Source organism: Flavobacterium lacus (genome assembly GCF_003268815.1).
Classification (GTDB): domain Bacteria; phylum Bacteroidota; class Bacteroidia; order Flavobacteriales; family Flavobacteriaceae; genus Flavobacterium; species Flavobacterium lacus.
Map to the genome: position 1 here is coordinate 15,742 of NZ_QLSV01000010.1, position 16,927 is coordinate 32,668.

At 35.9% G+C, this 16,927-nt stretch carries 13 protein-coding genes; all 13 read right to left on the reverse strand.

The features are described 5' to 3' along the window. Positions 1 to 248 precede the first annotated feature (248 nt). Complete coding sequence (locus B0I10_RS10600) at positions 249 to 476, reverse strand: hypothetical protein (RefSeq protein WP_112086492.1); 228 nt, start codon at positions 474 to 476, stop codon at positions 249 to 251. Positions 477 to 492: 16 nt separating this feature from the next. Continuing rightward, positions 493 to 5,010 carry a T9SS type A sorting domain-containing protein gene (locus B0I10_RS10605; RefSeq protein ID WP_112086493.1) on the reverse strand — a complete coding sequence of 1,506 codons (4,518 nt, stop codon included), beginning with the start codon at positions 5,008 to 5,010 and terminating at the stop codon, positions 493 to 495. A gap of 979 nt (positions 5,011 to 5,989) precedes the next feature. Further along, on the reverse strand, positions 5,990 to 7,963 hold the full coding sequence (locus tag B0I10_RS10610) for a polysaccharide biosynthesis protein (RefSeq protein WP_112086494.1): 1,974 nt from the start codon (positions 7,961 to 7,963) through the stop codon (positions 5,990 to 5,992). Positions 7,964 to 8,005: 42 nt separating this feature from the next. Beyond that, positions 8,006 to 9,145 (reverse strand): DegT/DnrJ/EryC1/StrS family aminotransferase, encoded by a 1,140-nt coding sequence (locus B0I10_RS10615; RefSeq protein WP_112086495.1) that lies wholly within the window; start codon positions 9,143 to 9,145, stop codon positions 8,006 to 8,008. Positions 9,146 to 9,267: 122 nt separating this feature from the next. Further along, positions 9,268 to 9,894, reverse strand: a complete 627-nt coding sequence (locus B0I10_RS10620; protein ID WP_181456938.1) for a YdcF family protein — start codon at positions 9,892 to 9,894, stop codon at positions 9,268 to 9,270. A 275-nt stretch (positions 9,895 to 10,169) separates the two neighbouring features. Further along, on the reverse strand, positions 10,170 to 10,811 hold the full coding sequence (locus tag B0I10_RS10625; RefSeq protein ID WP_112086497.1) for an MBL fold metallo-hydrolase: 642 nt from the start codon (positions 10,809 to 10,811) through the stop codon (positions 10,170 to 10,172). 4 nt (positions 10,812 to 10,815) lie between these two features. Beyond that, positions 10,816 to 11,475 (reverse strand): acetyltransferase, encoded by a 660-nt coding sequence (locus tag B0I10_RS10630; RefSeq protein WP_112086498.1) that lies wholly within the window; start codon positions 11,473 to 11,475, stop codon positions 10,816 to 10,818. Positions 11,476 to 11,481: 6 nt separating this feature from the next. After that, the gene (locus tag B0I10_RS10635; protein ID WP_112086499.1) at positions 11,482 to 12,243 is read right to left on the reverse strand and encodes an SDR family NAD(P)-dependent oxidoreductase; all 762 of its coding nucleotides are present in this window, start codon (positions 12,241 to 12,243) and stop codon (positions 11,482 to 11,484) included. After that, positions 12,243 to 13,301: a 3-oxoacyl-ACP synthase III family protein gene (locus tag B0I10_RS10640; protein ID WP_112086500.1), complete on the reverse strand. Its 1,059-nt coding sequence runs from the start codon at positions 13,299 to 13,301 to the stop codon at positions 12,243 to 12,245. Before B0I10_RS10640 ends, B0I10_RS10635 begins: the two co-directional genes overlap by 1 nt. Before the next feature lie 10 nt (positions 13,302 to 13,311). Further along, positions 13,312 to 13,548, reverse strand: a complete 237-nt coding sequence (locus tag B0I10_RS10645) for an acyl carrier protein (RefSeq protein ID WP_112086501.1) — start codon at positions 13,546 to 13,548, stop codon at positions 13,312 to 13,314. Positions 13,549 to 14,153: 605 nt separating this feature from the next. Beyond that, the gene (locus B0I10_RS10650) at positions 14,154 to 14,765 is read right to left on the reverse strand and encodes a sugar transferase (RefSeq protein ID WP_112086502.1); all 612 of its coding nucleotides are present in this window, start codon (positions 14,763 to 14,765) and stop codon (positions 14,154 to 14,156) included. Continuing rightward, complete coding sequence (locus tag B0I10_RS10655) at positions 14,765 to 15,898, reverse strand: glycosyltransferase family 4 protein (protein ID WP_112086503.1); 1,134 nt, start codon at positions 15,896 to 15,898, stop codon at positions 14,765 to 14,767. Before B0I10_RS10655 ends, B0I10_RS10650 begins: the two co-directional genes overlap by 1 nt. Next, complete coding sequence (locus tag B0I10_RS10660) at positions 15,899 to 16,924, reverse strand: NAD-dependent epimerase/dehydratase family protein (RefSeq protein WP_112086504.1); 1,026 nt, start codon at positions 16,922 to 16,924, stop codon at positions 15,899 to 15,901. Between the last annotated feature and the right edge of the window lie 3 nt (positions 16,925 to 16,927).

Sequence of the window (16,927 nt, forward strand, 5' to 3'; positions counted from 1 at the left end):
GAATAACGACACGCAACGGCTTTGTGTTAGAAAGTAATTGACCTTTGCAAACCTATTATCGCTCATTAAAAATAATTTTGAAACGTTATTTAATTGTAACGTCAATTAGACAAACGTTTTCCAAATAAAAAACACTGCTAAAGAATGCATCCTTAGCAGTGTTAAATGTACGTAAAGCAATCGCTGTGCTAACTTGTTGGTGACCGTTGTAAAATAATATTCACAAAGGTAGTAATCTGCAGTTTGGCTCAACTTTTTACTTCTTTCTTTTTGTGGGTGTAATAAAACACAATCCCTATTGCTATTATCAGCATAAAAGGCACCCAACCATCGATCGGTGTCGCTGGTGCTTCTTGACCGGGATCATTTCCAGTAGGAAAACCCGGGCCAAAATCATCGGCATAAAGACTTGCAGCACTTAAACTAAATAAAAAGATATAAACGGTAGTGATTAGATTGCTAATGTGTTTTTTCATGTTAATCGGTTGTTTTTTATTGTATATATAATTTCTTGGTAATGACCTTATCGTCTTGGGTAACTTGTAGCAGATAAATTCCTTTTTCAAGGTGCGTGAGGAAAACCGTGTTTCGCGTATCGGTAAGGGTTCCTTGTTGAACATGTTGTCCTAATAGGGTACTAATCGTATAAGATGCTGTACTCGGTAGAGTTCTAAAATCGATGTGAAATTGTCCATTGTCCACCGGATTGGGATACACACTAAAGTTTGACGCTGTAGGCTGATCGATGTTTAAAACCGATTCATAAACAATTCTAAAACGAGCATCAGGGTTACTGGCATTGGAAACAACGCCTGTAAAAGGAATTTCTATAGTAGAACCATCCGTAGGAATAATGTGGTTGGTGCCGGTTTGAGTATCTTGCAATACTGGTTGCAAATCGGACAATACATAACCTTCAGTTCTTACTCTTAATCGATAGCTAATAGCCGATGTTCCGGTTAAACGGATGGGCTGCATCGTTTCCAATATTGGCAAGTTTAAGTACTCAATAGCTAAATTAGAAGTACCGTTACGAAAAAGAATATTTTCATTAAAATTACTAACTTTTAATGCATCTTGCTGGTTTACTTCATTAGCATAATTACTACCACTTACACTTAAAATACCATCTGCTAGTTGCCATTGATTGTTTGTTTGCTTATCCAATAGCACTCTAATTTTATTGTCTGTTGTATTTTGAATAGAAGATCTTTCAAACCAAGTATCAGAGTTACCGTATTCTTTATGGCTTTCTTCAAATACAAAAGAGGACGAAGTACTTGAACGTACAAAAAAAGCTTGACCACTTTGTATAAATGTATTATCAGGCTCACCTGCAAAATCGTTTGGTGGAAGAGGTGTCCATTCAATACCATTAAATGTATAATAACCACCTAAAATTCCTAAACTAGGATCTAATAACCAAAAAGTAAAATCAGGATTTGACATACTCAAAGATTCGGTATTTAATGGACTTGCATAAGGATTTCCAATTAAATGATACCGATTGGCCGTTAAATTGTTGTAGGTGACATCACCTGTAATTAAATTTCCTCTTGGTTTAAGAGTAGTTTCAAAAGCATCATCAGTGTACGCTATATTACCAGAACCATGAGGTCCTACGGGAAAAACTAAAAAAGAATTGTTTTTTTCCTCATTATAAAAACTATTGGGTACCGTTGTATCCGTAACCGCATTCCAATTGGTGCCGTTATGACTCCAAATGTTCGGTTGTGGACCAACTGTTAAACCATTCGATGGAGTTCCCTGAGGATGCCAAAGTAAAACACCCTCTTGGTCAACACCTTGCCAGTTTTCAAAAATACTTGAATTAGATGCTCCTTTAAGTGGTGAGGTGAGCAAACGCCACGCTCGTTTAGAAGGCATAAAACGTTGAGCCACAACCTTACCGCTTAAAATCCAACCATTTGAATTAGAAACCTGAGTAGTACCTTGTATATCTGATTTGAGTTCGAAAATTAAATCGTCTGATGTACCATCGAAATCGACTGTACCAATGTTTTCTTCCGAAAAAGATAATACAGATTGTGAACTCACACTAGCATTTGAGGTGAACGTTTTCGTGCCTACTCCTGAAAATACAATATTGTTATAAGCTAATCCAGCTATGTTTTGTGTGGAAGATCCTGTAAACGATATATTTTGCCCAACCGAAGCAGTAGCAGGTGACGTAACAACCAAATCACCAGATATGTTAACGCTATTAACAATAGATTTAATACCACCTGTAGTTAAAGTTAGGTTAGAATAGGTTCCAACCGGCACTGTTTGGTTGCCATTACGATGTAGCTCTACTTCAAAATTCCAAGTACGATTTGTAGGAATTGGAGTCGAAGAACTATTTTGTGTTCGTAATTTACCAATTCCTGAAGTTACAGAGAAATTACCTCCGAGTGCGAAAGTTTGCATATTTAATATGCCGTCTACATTCAAAGTACTACTCACACTAATGGTTTGACTTGAAGTTACACCTGAGGTATTGGAAATAGTTAAAGTAGAAAAGGAATTAAATGAACCTGCAGGAATGGTTTGAGGTGAATCTCCACTAAAAATAATTGTACCTGTTGAAGGAGATACTATTCCTGGTGAGGTTCTAACAATTGGACCTCGCAATGTTAATTCACTGGAAGCAATAATGAATTGACCACTTTGCAATGTTAGTGTATTGTTAATTAGTAAAGGATTACCAAGTATAATACTAGCTGTACCGGTTCTATTTATGGTTAAATTATTTAGGCCATTAGTAGTGCCTGGTATAGTTTGATCGAAACGAAAAGTACCCATCACACCATCACCTAACAAAATTATTGAGGAATTTCCTCCTCCACGTATGAAACCGTTACCAGCAAAACCAGAATTCACCTGATTAGGTGAAGGTACTGTCTTGCCAAATGTAGCGGTAAAACCATTCAAATCAAGAATATCTGTTGTATTGGTTAAAGTGATTGCATTCCCTCCGTTAGGTCCTTCACACAATAAATTATTCAATAAACGTACAGTACCACTCGGCTTATTAAGCACCATATAATCAATAGCAAATGTACCACTACCACTAATGTCTTGTGTTCCGGAACCGGTGAAAAACACAGCTCTTGTGTTCGCATTAAAGGTTGCATTATCAATTAAATTACCGGTTAGTTCTAAATCACCCCCAACAGCCGTTGAAAGCGTGGCTGTCGCCCCGCTATTATTATTAAAATTTACACATCGAACTCTGTCAGCAGAAGTAGCCAGTGTAAATGTTCCGTCATTAATTATATTGCCTAAAATTATCACTCCAATAGGTTGATCAGCTACATTCATAGAACTTGTAGTAAAAGTAGAACCTGTATCTACAGTTAAATTACCAGCTATTTGTCGTTGCGTATCTTGGCCATTATGCACGTCTAAAGTAGTATTCCCGGAAATTTGAACATGATGGGGATAACCCCGTCCAGAAGTTGCAGACCATTCCGTGCCTCTGCCATATGGACCACCCGTATTATATCGCAAAGTAGCACTAGAATTATAAGTAGGAGCGTTGGTACTTACAAAACCACCTGGATTTATTGTTAAGTTACCACTAATTGTAGAGCCGATTCCAAAGTTGACACCGCCTGCTATTGTTGCATTATTAAATGTAAGCGTTCCGGAAACTGTTGCTGAACCTGCAAATGCAACCGTACCATCACCGGCTGTAAAAATGCCGTTATTGGTTATTAAGCCACCATTTGAAATGGTGATTGTTCGGGGGGTAGCGTCGGAAGCTGTAAATATTCCGCTACTATTGATTGTCAAATTTGCTATCGCAATATTTGTGTTAAGTGTAATTGGCGCACCTGAAGAAATGGTAGCAAGATTTGTTGATGCAGACGGTGCTGTTCCTCCCAGCCAACTAGCTCCAACATTCCAATTACCTCCAGAACCAGTAGAAATAAAACCAATATTTGAGATACTCGTTGCACTCGCGGTACTGCTTCCATTGGTTGGATGACTTACTGTTGCCGTGCCACTATAACCACTGGGAAGTGTAAAGGATAAAACGGTATTTGAAACATTAGAAGGAATTGTAATAGGATTTGCAGGGTTTGAAGAAAGAGTAACCAAGGTCACTCCTGCTAAGTTTGTACCGTTTAAAGTAATAGTGCTTCCGTTGTATGCGTTGGTTGAAATTCCGTTATTTGGAGCAGCTGACACTGCTGATATGGCGGGAGTAATTGATGTGACATTATAACTGTAATTACTGCCGTTATTGTTATTTAAGTTGATTGTTGCAAAATCTGCGTCAGCAGAGGATATCGCGGCAGTTCCACCAGACGTGAAAACATAATAAACAACAGTAGCACCTGCTGTATTTGTTGCAGCTGGAATTGTAGCTGCGTACGACGTACCAGAGCCTGTCATATTTACTACTGTAGATGTACTAAAATTATTTGTAGAATATCTCAAAAACACACCTTGCCCGGTTGGTAAATTGGCCGAAGTAGTCGCAGTAACGGTGACAGCATTGCCTGTTACGACATTTGCAGCAATAGGGGACTGACTAACAGTACTTACCGTAACCGGTGCAGCAGTTGTCTCAAATAAATAACCTCTAGTGTTTGTAAAACTAGCTGCATCTCTTATTATAAAAGTATAAAAACGGCCATTTACCTGATTGTAAGTTCCATCTCCTGTATTGTTATACCAATCCGTCTGTGCATTGATTGTAACGGCATCACCTCTAGACCATTTAGGAGAGAATGAGTTATTGTTTGCAAATAAAAAACCAGCATTTGAATTACTAGAAGTTGCTTGAATAGTTGTGATCCATGTTTGATTTAGTGAAGCTCTGTAAGTCATTGCACTATTACCAAAACCATTAATGGAACCTCTAACAACCATAGAAGGCTGTGTTTGTCCGTATGATAATCCACTTATAGCAACAGCAATTAATAATCCTAAAATTGCTATAAGTTTGCTTATTGAATTTCTACTTCTGGTAAAAATCGTGTGAGTAAAGTTATTCATAATGCCGACGATTAAGTGATTGATATATTTTTATTAAGGTTTTATGTTTGTTAAATTTGAAGATAATTACCTAGGAAGATAAAGTGTAATTTTTTCTAATATTTTTTAAACAATAAGAATTACTCATTCAAAATAATGAACAAATGCAATCCAAAAAAAGTTTTGAGAAATCGTAAAAGAGGGATACAAAAGAAGTGCTCCCCAAAAATAGAAATTTTTCATAACGGCTAAGTTTATTTTGTAAATACTATTTTGTTCTCTCTAATAGTGAAATTAGATAGAACTGTGGGGCGGTACAAATGTAATAAATTAATGGTTACTTAACGAAAAAATAACTTACGAAATCGATATCGTGTTAATAATTTAAGAAAAAAATAGTGTTATAATTGCGTACAACTCAATTGAATTTATTGACTTACCGCAAAAACAACGAACAAAGTTATTTTTGAATGAGGAATTACGCTTGGTTAGCGCTTCGTAAGATACTAAAAATGTCGCGTTAACGTTGTCTTCTTTTAATTCTTTTCATCAGATGCCCTATCTAAAACAAAAAAGCCATCAGATTTTAAATCTAACAAGTCTTTCGTCTAAATTAATGTTTTGAAAAAAATTACTATTTCTGATAGAATAAATTATATTTTACCAGCATACGCTTAAACTATAAACAACTGATTTAGGTTATTCGTTACTCAAGAGCTCAATAACTTTTATAATTGCTATAAAAGGATTTTATAATTATTTTTAATCGATGAATATAAACTTCTAATAATTCATAACTATTTTAAAAATAGTCTGGAAATTAAACTCGATTACCTTTTATTCTATACAAACTCATCCTCTTCAAATCCAACCGGTAAAACAGTAAAAAAAACATTTCCATATTCATTTGAAGCACTAAGAAAATAATTTCAGTGTTTACAGTAAAACCTAATGCACTAGAGGCGATTCAAGCGAAACCATAGTAGGGTAAATCATAGAGTTATGCGGTGATGTCTAAAACACCGTACTCAGAATTGTTACTAATAAATTCCGGTACAATTTCCTTCATACACTGCACCACTTGGACATTTGAACCGGTTTGAGCGAGCGTAATCAATTCGTCAACCATCATCGGAATTCTTTTGCAATCGCTTGTTGGTTCTTGAGCAATCGTAATTTTTTCATGATAGGTGGGCAATGTTTTAGAGGCATTGTGTAACAATTCCTCATATAACTTCTCTCCTGGACGCAATCCGGTAATGGCAATTTTAATATCAATATCAGGCTTGAAACCGGCCATCCGAATCATTTTCTTAGCTAAATCAATAATACGCACCGGTTTTCCCATATCAAATAAAAAAATCTCACCGCCTTTTCCCATCACACCTGCCTCTAAAACCAATTGACAGGCTTCAGGAATAGTCATGAAATAGCGAATAATTTCCGGATGAGTGATGGTCACGGGACCTCCTTCAGCAATTTGTTTACTGAATAAAGGAACCACGGAGCCATTTGACCCTAAAACATTGCCAAATCGAGTCGTGATAAATTTCGTAACACCGTCAGCAGAAAATGGCCGTTGTGCATGGAACAACGATTGAACGTATTTCTCAGCAATACGCTTGCTGGCGCCCATCACATTACTGGGGTTTACCGCTTTATCGGTGGAAACCATGACAAACTTTTCTACTTTATACTTGACGGATAAATCAGCTAAGTTCTTTGTTCCCATGACATTAACAAGGACCGCTTGATCCGGATTTTTCTCCATCAAAGGAACATGCTTATAAGCAGCGGCATGATACACTTTTTGAGGTAGATAAGTCTGAAAGACTTTTTCCATCGCCGCATAATTCCGAATATCTTTAATGACTAAATGGATTAAAACGGAAGGATTATGCTGTTCAATCTCTAAGCTTAAATGATGCAAAGGGGTTTCGGCTTGGTCTAACAAAATAATTTCATCAGGCTCAAAAGCTAATACTTGCCGCACTATTTCACTGCCAATTGAACCGGCAGCTCCTGTGACTAAAACGCGCTTCTTTTGTAACTGTTGCTCGATTTTACTTTTATCTAAAACAATAGGTTTACGCTCCAATAAATCCTCAATTTTTAAGGTCTGTACTTTTCTGGAAATTTCTTTTTGATCTTCCCAATCTGAAATTAACGGAAGGGTAAAAACTTTAAAACCGGCTTCCAAACAATCATCAACAATAAAACGTTTGTCTTCAATACCCATTTGATTATCCGCCAAAATAAGGGCTTGAGCCTGATAGGATCGTAACAAGACCGGAATTCGTTTGTTTTTTTGAATCAGTGGAACATCCAATATTGTTTTTGAAATGCCTTTATTACTCGGACTGATAAATCCAACAAGTTTAAAACGACTCGGTACCTCAGACTTTAACGCATTAGCAACAGCAATGGCATTGGCATCTGAACCATAAACCAAAGCCGTGATTAAATTGTATTTCTGAGACTTGGAAAAAAAACGTTCAAATACAGACTTAACTAAAATTCTAAACAACAAAAGTAACGAGAAGTTTAAAACAAAATTAAATAAGAGCTCAGCAAATAAATAGATTTTGTTGCTAGTAAAAAAATAACTGGTAGAACTAATCAACAATAAAGTACCAAATCCAAAAAAAGTAGAAACTAATAATTTAATTGCATCTATAAAAGTGGAATGCCTTATAATTCCTGCAAAAGTTCTAAATAGCAGAAAAAATAATGAATTAACAGCCACGAGTAGGCCATAACGAAAGGGAACACTAACATCTTCGTAGATATTAAGCGTCAAGCCTTTCAATAAAAAGAAAGTACAGACTGCTGAAATAAACAAAATGCAGATGTCGATGGAGAGGACTACCCAACGTGGTAAATAAGCCAATTTAGACAAGTCTAAACTAGTCGACAGCGTAGTTACTACTTTTTTGATTTGTTTTAACTGAGCTTGTTTGAATCTATTTTTCAATGGATATTGATTTAATTAGTTAACACGATACGCGGTGATGATTTAATTAAAATAATTGTTCAAGGCTGCACTAATTCTTGTTCTACAGTTGTCCGTTAAGTTGGACCCTGAAGGCAAACACAGCCCATTTGCAAACAAATCTTCACAAACCGTCGTACCGTAATAGGGATACTTTGCAAAAACGGGTTGAAGATGCATGGGTTTCCACAAAGGTCTACTTTCAATGCCTGCTACTTCAAGTGCTAAACGTAAACCTTCTCGGTTTTTACCCTGAGAAAGTGTTTCATTAATAGAAATGGCAGTCAACCAATGATTAGAAAAATAATCTTCCGTTGGTTCAGATAAAACAGTGACAAAATCAAAAGATTCAAAAAAATGGACATAAAAGGCATGCATATTTCTTCGTAAAGTGATGTGCGCGTCTAATACTTCCATTTGTCCTCTTCCAATGCCGGCACAAACATTACTCAAGCGATAGTTATAACCAATTTCACTATGTTCATAATGAGGAGTATTGTTCCTGGCTTGTGTAGCCAAAAAGACAGCTTTTTCTTTTGTTTCTCGCGAATTGGCCACTAAAGCTCCACCGCCGGAAGTGGTAATAATTTTATTTCCGTTAAAGGAAAGTACACTTAGCGAACCAAAAGTGCCGCATTTTTGACCCTTGTAGCTACTGCCAAGTGCCTCAGCACTATCTTCTAGGATGGGAATACTATATTTTTCTGAAATGGATTGTAAACGATCTACCTGATATGGCATACCGTATAAATGTACAGCAATGATTGCCTTGGGCTTTTTTCCTAATTTGATTCGATCAATAATTGCTTCTTCCAAAGCAGTTGGACAAATAGTCCAAGTTTCTTGCTCACTATCAACAAATATGGGAGTTGCTCCTAAATATAAGATGGGGTTAGCAGAGGCAGAAAAAGTCATCGATTGACAAATTACTTCATCGTCTTTAGATACACCCAACAAAAGTAAGCCTAAATGCAGTGCCGCAGTTCCTGAACTTAACGCGGCGATGTGTTTTTCCTGACCGAGATAATTTTCTAAATCATGTTCAAATCCATCAACATGCGGACCTAATGGAGCAATCCAATTGGTTGCAAAAGCCTCATTTACGAAATAGTGTTCATTGCCTCCCATGTGCGGAGAAGACAACCATATCTTTTCTAATTTCATTTGAATTGGGAAGTATAAAGGGTATTCAATTAATGATAATAGCTAATGTTAATAATATAAATTGACAGAAAATGGCTTTCAGAAAATCAGTGATTTTCTTTATAATTTTTCGCAGATATGCTTCACAAACTATCTTTCCAATATTTCAGTCGCTCCCGTAAATAAGCATTCATTAAAGACACTGATCTGTAAGATGGAAAAGTAAATCCATTATAGTCGTTGGGTTCTTTTTTTACTTGAAAAGTTGCGGGTGCTCCGATGGCAGTAATCCCGGCTTTCTGGTAAAGCATTATCGCTCTCGGCAGATGTAAAGCATCAGTAACAACAATAACTTTTTTTTGTGTACCAAATTGATCTACAAAAACGGCTACCTCTTCGGCAGTATTGGAAGGAGTTTCCAGTTGTTTAATCTGTTCAGATGGGATGCCTAATTCTATTGCTGCTCTCCTGGCAACGGATGCCTGCGATTCAAGACCGTAATTATAATAGCCGGAAGTTATAATCTTATAATTGGGCAACTGACGAGCAATTCTAATTCCTTCTACCAATCGAGCTAAGGTGGTCGGACTCAGTTGAGAGGTAGCCGGTAAATTAGGATCTAAACTATAACCAGCTCCTAGAACATGCAGGTAATGGGTCTTGTTTTTGTTTACTATATCTGGATTGTAATTGGCGATTTTCGATTCGTAGGCGGCCACGAGTTGCGAAGGGACGTAGTAAGTAGACGTAACTAAAAAAAAGACTGACAAAATAATCCAGAAATTTTTAATTTTTTTAAAAGTATAACAACGCGTCAGTACTATTAAAAATAATACAGAAACAATGAAAAAATTAGTAAGATGAAGGCTTTCGCTAAGGATGTTGAACATCTTATAAAATTAAAAACAGCATTTCTGATAATTTACAAAAATGTCTTGAATTCTTGTAGTGGTGAAAAATTGATCAAGTACTTTCGTACAAATTCCGTAATCAAGATTTTTTACGTTAAAAAATAGAATAACAGTTAACCTATTACAAATTAAATTCAACGCGTTGACCCCGTAAAATAAAAATCCCAATTAACCCGATGTGCAACAACAGCTTGCCCATGACCCGGATAAATTGTGTCGTCATAAAAAATACTGTCTCTTATTTTTAGAATACTTCGTTCAGCCAAGATTTTATTGCCACTTTTAAGCTTTGTAACTACTGTATATTCAGGTATTAAGGAGTCTCCTGTAAAGATGACATCTTCAATTTTAAATGAAAGACTACCCTCGTTATGCCCCGGTGTTTCAACTACTTCTATAGCAACATCATCAAATAAGGCGATACAATCATCTTGTTTAACCGGTAGGACATTAGCTCCCTCATAAGTAATGGGTGTCTGATGGTAAAAAGAAAGATTCATTTTGCTGTCTGCTAGTGCTCGCTTAGTGTAAGCAGAACAATAGACCTGAACCGTCGGAAACTTTTCTACAATCTTATGAATCCCACAAATATGATCGTAATGCGAATGGGTAACAAAAATAGCCTTAATATACTGATGGGTTTCCAAATTAGCGATAACTTCTTCCCAATTCCCAATATCTATCAAATAGCAAGCAGCATCGTTAAGTGTACTTTTTAACAAGTAGGTATTAGCATTATACTGTGTATTAATAAGCGTTTTGACAGTGACTTTCATATTCTTAGGAAGAGATTACAAGTACTTTTTCTTTAAAACGATGAAAAAAAGTAGAATCATCATGAATGCTTTTATCAACCACCATTCCTGCAGAAATAGTATTGTTGTTACCTACCGTTGTTCGAGGTAAAATAGCAACATTAGTACCAAAAAAATTATTGTTCCCAATTTCTGTTCCCCCACCTGTAACGGTTTGGGGTGATAGAAAGTTATAATTCTCAAGTTTTGTATCATGACCTAACGTACACCGCGAATTTATAAGGTTAAAATTCCCAATTTCTACTTTTGGCCCTATCGATACATTATGCGAAATCACATTGCCTAACCCAATTTTTGCCGTGGGAGAAACGATAGCGGTAGGATGAATTAAAGTACAAAATTTTGCTCCTTTCGCTAATAAGGATTCAACAATTAGTCTTCTAAATTTGATGTTGGCAACCGCAATTAAATAGTCTACTTCGTGGTTTACCTCATGAGCTTTTATATCACCCAAAAAAGGATAGTCGTAACTATAAAGATGAAAATTAGCAATATTATCATCAATTAAACCTAAAACTTCCCATTTTTGATTAGCATCAATACTGGGCATAGCATTGATAAAGTTTAAATAATCAACTACCTCTGCTGCATGCCCACCAGCTCCAACTATTATAATCTTTTTCATTTTTTTTTATTTTGCTGTATATCCGCCGTCTACAATTAAATTTGTTCCTGTAATCCACTCCCCTCCTCTACTTAATAGAAAGGCACATGCATTGGCAACATCTTCAGGCATCCCAAATCCTAATGGATGTAAGCTTTTTACGAGGTTATAAGCTTCCTCGTTTTGAGTATAAACCGCTTTAGTGGTCATCGGAGTAAGCACAACACCCGGAGAAATACAATTCACCCTAATTTTTTTAGAAGCCAATTCTAGTGCTAATGATTTGGTTCCTGATACTAAAGCTCCCTTGGTTAAACTGTAAATAGTTTTTCCTAATTCACCCACAACACCCATGACCGAAGCGATAAAAACGACACTCATACCTTCTGGATTAGCAAATTTTGTTTTGGTCAACAACTTTGTAATATTTATACCTGCATAGACATTTGTTTCAAAAAAAGAGTGTAACTTTTGTGGCGTAATATTTCGCAGTGGCAATGTAGTTGAAACCCCTGCTGCATGAATAAGACCATCAATTTTACTTTCTCCCAAAACCTTCTCTAATTGATCCGTAGTTCTATCATAATCGGTTATGTCTGCTTCGATAATCAAATAGCGATCATTATCCAACAAATTAGCTGTTTCTTGCAATCGCTCTAAATTTCTTCCAATCAAAAAAACAAATCCACCCAAAAAATTGATAGTGATGGCACACTGCCTACCCAATCCGGATGAAGCCCCCGTAATGACAATTTTTTTTCCTGTAAGGTCAAATGGATTGGTAATCATTAGATTTCAACAAGTGTGCTAACGTGACAATCCTCAACATTAACCTGCGCAGTAGCCCATGACATACCAACACCAAATCCACAAAGCATTAATTTTTTTCGTCCCATTAGCTTATCTTTTAATTGACTAACAATAGTGAGCGGTATCGAAACAGAAGAAGTATTGCCAAACTGTGCGATACAGGACGGAACTTTGCTAGTATCTAATTTTAATTTTTTAGCTAAATAACTATTCATATAATCATTTGCTTGATGAAATACAGCATAGTCAATAGTTTCATTGGTATTGTTAGAAAAAGCCAGCAACGATTTGTAAGAAGATGGTATTTCATTTAAAACAAAATTAAAAACTTCACTACCATTCATATACCCATGCTCATCGCTGCGAATAGTTCCGTGCTCATCTACTATTTTTTCAGTTAATGTGGCTACCGTAGATGGATTTCGATATCCCCCGGCATCCATTTTGATTAAGTCTGACAAAGAACCATCGGAGTGCAAGGAAAAATAACTTGGTCCAAATTTTTCGTGCTGTTCAAGTATTGCGGCAACACCACCGTCACCAAAAAGGAAGGCTGTTTTTCTATCCTTCGGGGAGTATATTCTGGAACGTGTTTCACCGTCTAATAATAACGCTTTTCTAAAACCACCAGTCTGTAATAACCCGTAAACAATCGATAGTCCATAAACAAATGCTGAACACCCCAAACTAATGTCAAATGCTGCCGTATGTTTTCCTAACCCTAATCGATGCTGCAGCAGTATTGCGGTAGCTGGCATTCGGTAATCAGGAGTTTGCGAAACAAAAACTAATAAATCAATCTCATCTTTGTCGAGCTGAAGGTCGCTGATTAATTTTTCTGCTGCTGCGAAACATAAATCCGAAGCACACATATCCGCTGGAGCAAAACGACGTTCTTTTATTCCTACCTTATCAACAATATCTTTAACATCGGTTGCTGAAAAATAATCAGTTTGGGCATAATTGTCTATGGTGTTCTTGGGAACAGCTGCAGACAGCCCAACGATTCCTACATTGTTAAAAATTAATTGTGCCATTTAAGTAAATTTAATTTACAGGGGTCATCCTTTGTTGTATCGCTTCATACAAATCACTCAAAGTGGTTAACTTCTTGAATGCTTCTCCATCAATCACAACATTATAGACATCGTCAATCTCAGCGATCAAAGACAATTGCGTTAATGAATCCCACATATCATAATCACGAAACGTATCTGACATTAGCATAACTTTGTCCTCCATCTCAAAAACCTCAGCCATCATTTCTAAGAACTTTGTTTCCATTTTTATTCGTATTAATCGGTTTTGTTTATTCTATTTTCAACTTATGCAAGTTGGAAAGTTTAAGTAAAAAAGAAAAAGTTGCAATGTGTTACCATCACAACTTTCCCATGGTTAAATTTGTTTGTGGTAAACAACATTACTACTAATAATGCAACATGGAAAATTTTAGCACTATTGTTAAAGAATATTCACGGTAAGTTAAAAAAAGTTTTTTTGAGTATAAAATTTTAGTTAGGTTTTAAATGGCAATATTTACTGAGGATGACAATACTAGGTGGATAAAAAAAATGTAACGAATTCGTTGGATACAGCAGTACAAAATCACTCGTTTTTTAAATAAAGACAAGGTAACCATAAAGGGAAAAATAAAATGAGTTAGACCAAAAAAGGAAAAAACCACCTTAAAATAATAATCACAACCAAAGTAGTGTTGAAGTATTTTAAATATTACATAGAGTAAACATCTTTGAATCCTTTGGATATAAACGAGTAGAATATTGATTTTTTTAAAAAAGAAAAAAACATCGCTAGAAAACATTGCCACTAGTAAAGAACACTTCTGCTATCACGATGGATGCAAACCATTTTTTCCAACTGTTTATAGATTAATTTTTCGAGCTGATTCCTTTAAAAGGTTCCATAGTAACACTGCTAGTGCTTGAAATGCCTTCTCGTACGATTACTTTTTTTAAAGTCAAGGCTATAATTTTTAAATCCAGCCAAAAGGTTACATGGTCCACATACCAAACATCATAGTCAAATTTTTGCTCCCAAGAAAGAGCATTCCTACCATTCACTTGCGCCCAACCTGTAATGCCGGGGCGAACTTCGTGACGACGGTTCTGCTTTGCAGAATATAAAGGCAAGTAACGAACCAAAAGTGGACGAGGACCGATAAGACTCATCTCGCCTCTCAGAACATTTATCAATTGGGGTAGCTCGTCAAGAGAAGTACTCCGGATAAATTTTCCAATAGAAGTTAAACGAACATGGTCTGCTAATGGTCTTCCATCAATACCTACCATATCGTTCATGGTTTTAAACTTAATGACTTTGAAAATTTTGCCATTTTTTCCTGGTCTGTCTTGGGTGAAAAATACTTCCTTTTGATTGCTCTTTAACAAGACATAAACTACTAGTACTACTGGTACTAAGATTATTAAAACCAGCAGTGCTATTGCTATATCTACAATTCTTTTTAGTTCGTTTTTATACATTACAAAAATAGATTTGCGTTTTCTTTCGTAAAGTTATGAGATGCAATTTTAGCATTTTTACTATAATTCTGGTAGATAAGATCATCTGAGTACAGTTCGTAAATAAAAGTTTTAATTCCTTCCACCTCCTGCGGTTCATATGCAATACCGCTTTTAGTACCTATTAACAGATTGGACAACGCGGATTGCTTTGAGCAAATTGCTAATATTGGTTTTCCAACTGATAATAAATTAAAGGTTTTACTGGGAATACTCAAATCTGCTGCTCCTTCATCGAGTGTAACTACATTAATATTTCCTACTTGAATATTGTGAGGTAATAATTCAACTGGTTGCCAAGGCAATAATTTGATATTGACTAACTTTTGTTCTTCAATCAACTTATTGATTAAATCATATTTATGTCCCCCACCAATAATTAGGAAATAAAAATTTGGCTCATTTTTAAATTCTTTTGCTAATTCAACCAATATTTCAACGGGATGTGTTTTACCTAAATTACCACTGTAACAAATCAGGAAAGCATTATCTGGAATGCCAAGTCTTTTAAAAATTAGATTTTCACTTCGTGCAATTAGGGGAAAAAATTCATTATTAGTCCAAATAGGGACTATCTTAATTTCTTTAGTTAAACAATATTTTGAAGTAGCTCTTGCTAATTCTGGAGTTAGCGTATAAATTGTTGTTGCTTTTTTAAATATTCTCTTAGTGAGATTTGTAAAAACCTGATCTACCAAACCATTTTTTCTAATATAATTAAAATTCACTAAGGCGTCCGGATACAAATCATATACTAAAACATCAAAATTAGTTTTCAACAAATAGGGAACTAAGGGGGCACTTGGTGGGTTGGTGATAGCAATGATTCTTGCATTTCTGTATCTAAAAAAAATAATAAAAAACATTTGTATACTCGAAACCACCCACGTATAAACCCTCCTAAATGAACTGGATTTATTGTATTTGATAATTTTGTGCCAGGTATAATTGTCGGATAACTTTGTTTCTCGTTCAACTATTGTACCGGCAATGATAACACATTTCTCGTATTTTGTAGATAATGCATCCAACATATCTATTTGCAGATAGCCGGATGCCTGATCTAAAATAACAACAGTACCAAGCTTCAACATTTATTTAGTTTGAAGTTTAACCTGCTCATTTATCCATGTAAAAGTTGTCTTCATTCCCTCTAGCAAAGGAATACTTACTTCCCAACCCATTTTGTCTTTGTAAAGTTTGTTGTCGCTATTACGTCCTTTTACCCCAACTGGACACGAGAAGCCATATTTGTCAACAAATTCTTGACCTCCAATATTATTTATTTTAATGTTTTTGCCCGACAATTGTATTGCCATTAGTGCTAATTGGTTAATTGTGACCATTTCTTCAGAACCGATATTCACCGGCCCCATAAACGAATCTTGTCGCATAAATCGTAATACTGCTTCTACACATTCTGTTACATGCAAAAAAGACCGCGTTTGATGTCCATCGCCCCACACTTCTATTGTCCCTCCCGCATCTGTTTCTGCTGCTTTTCTGCACATAGCTGCGGGAGCTTTTTCTTTGCCGCCAACCCAAGTCCCAAATTCGCCGAAAATATTGTGAAACCTTCCTACTCTCACACTTAATTTATAATTCCTATTAAATGCTAAGAAAAGACGCTCCGAAAATAATTTTTCCCACCCATATTCAGAATCAGGATTTGCCGGATATGCCGAACTTTCCTCACAATTTGGATTGTTGGGATCTTGTTGATTGTGTTCCGGATACATACAAGCAGAGGATGAATAGAATACTCTTCCTACCTTATTTTTCACACATTCATGAACCACATTTAAATTAATTAAGGCGGAATTGTGCATTACATTAGCATCATTTTCTCCCGTAAAAATATAACCAGCACCGCCCATGTCCGCTGCCAATTGATAAACCTCATGGTAATTGTTACTAAATTTATTTTCAAATGCTTGCTCGACTACACGTGGGTCCCTTAAATCACCCTGCAGATAATCGTCACAAATAACATCGTGACTCCAAAATTCATGGTTTGGTTTAATATCAACTATCTTGACATAAAAACCCTCTTCTTTTAATCTTTTAGCCAAGTGCCCTCCAATGAAACCACCTCCTCCTAAAACTAGTGCATTTTTCATAGT

Bases quoted from the DNA above. Each gene is read 5' to 3' on its own strand.
- B0I10_RS10625 (WP_112086497.1), bottom strand. From the start codon at position 10,811: ATGAAAGTCACTGTCAAAACGCTTATTAATACACAGTATAATGCTAAT.
- B0I10_RS10600 (WP_112086492.1), bottom strand. From the start codon at position 476: ATGAAAAAACACATTAGCAATCTAATCACTACCGTTTATATCTTTTTA.
- B0I10_RS10660 (WP_112086504.1), bottom strand. From the start codon at position 16,924: ATGAAAAATGCACTAGTTTTAGGAGGAGGTGGTTTCATTGGAGGGCAC.
- B0I10_RS10640 (WP_112086500.1), bottom strand. From the start codon at position 13,301: ATGGCACAATTAATTTTTAACAATGTAGGAATCGTTGGGCTGTCTGCA.
- B0I10_RS10615 (WP_112086495.1), bottom strand. From the start codon at position 9,145: ATGAAATTAGAAAAGATATGGTTGTCTTCTCCGCACATGGGAGGCAAT.
- B0I10_RS10655 (WP_112086503.1), bottom strand. From the start codon at position 15,898: ATGTTGAAGCTTGGTACTGTTGTTATTTTAGATCAGGCATCCGGCTAT.
- B0I10_RS10605 (WP_112086493.1), bottom strand. From the start codon at position 5,010: ATGAATAACTTTACTCACACGATTTTTACCAGAAGTAGAAATTCAATA.
- B0I10_RS10645 (WP_112086501.1), bottom strand. From the start codon at position 13,548: ATGGAAACAAAGTTCTTAGAAATGATGGCTGAGGTTTTTGAGATGGAG.
- B0I10_RS10650 (WP_112086502.1), bottom strand. From the start codon at position 14,765: ATGTATAAAAACGAACTAAAAAGAATTGTAGATATAGCAATAGCACTG.
- B0I10_RS10630 (WP_112086498.1), bottom strand. From the start codon at position 11,475: ATGAAAAAGATTATAATAGTTGGAGCTGGTGGGCATGCAGCAGAGGTA.
- B0I10_RS10635 (WP_112086499.1), bottom strand. From the start codon at position 12,243: ATGATTACCAATCCATTTGACCTTACAGGAAAAAAAATTGTCATTACG.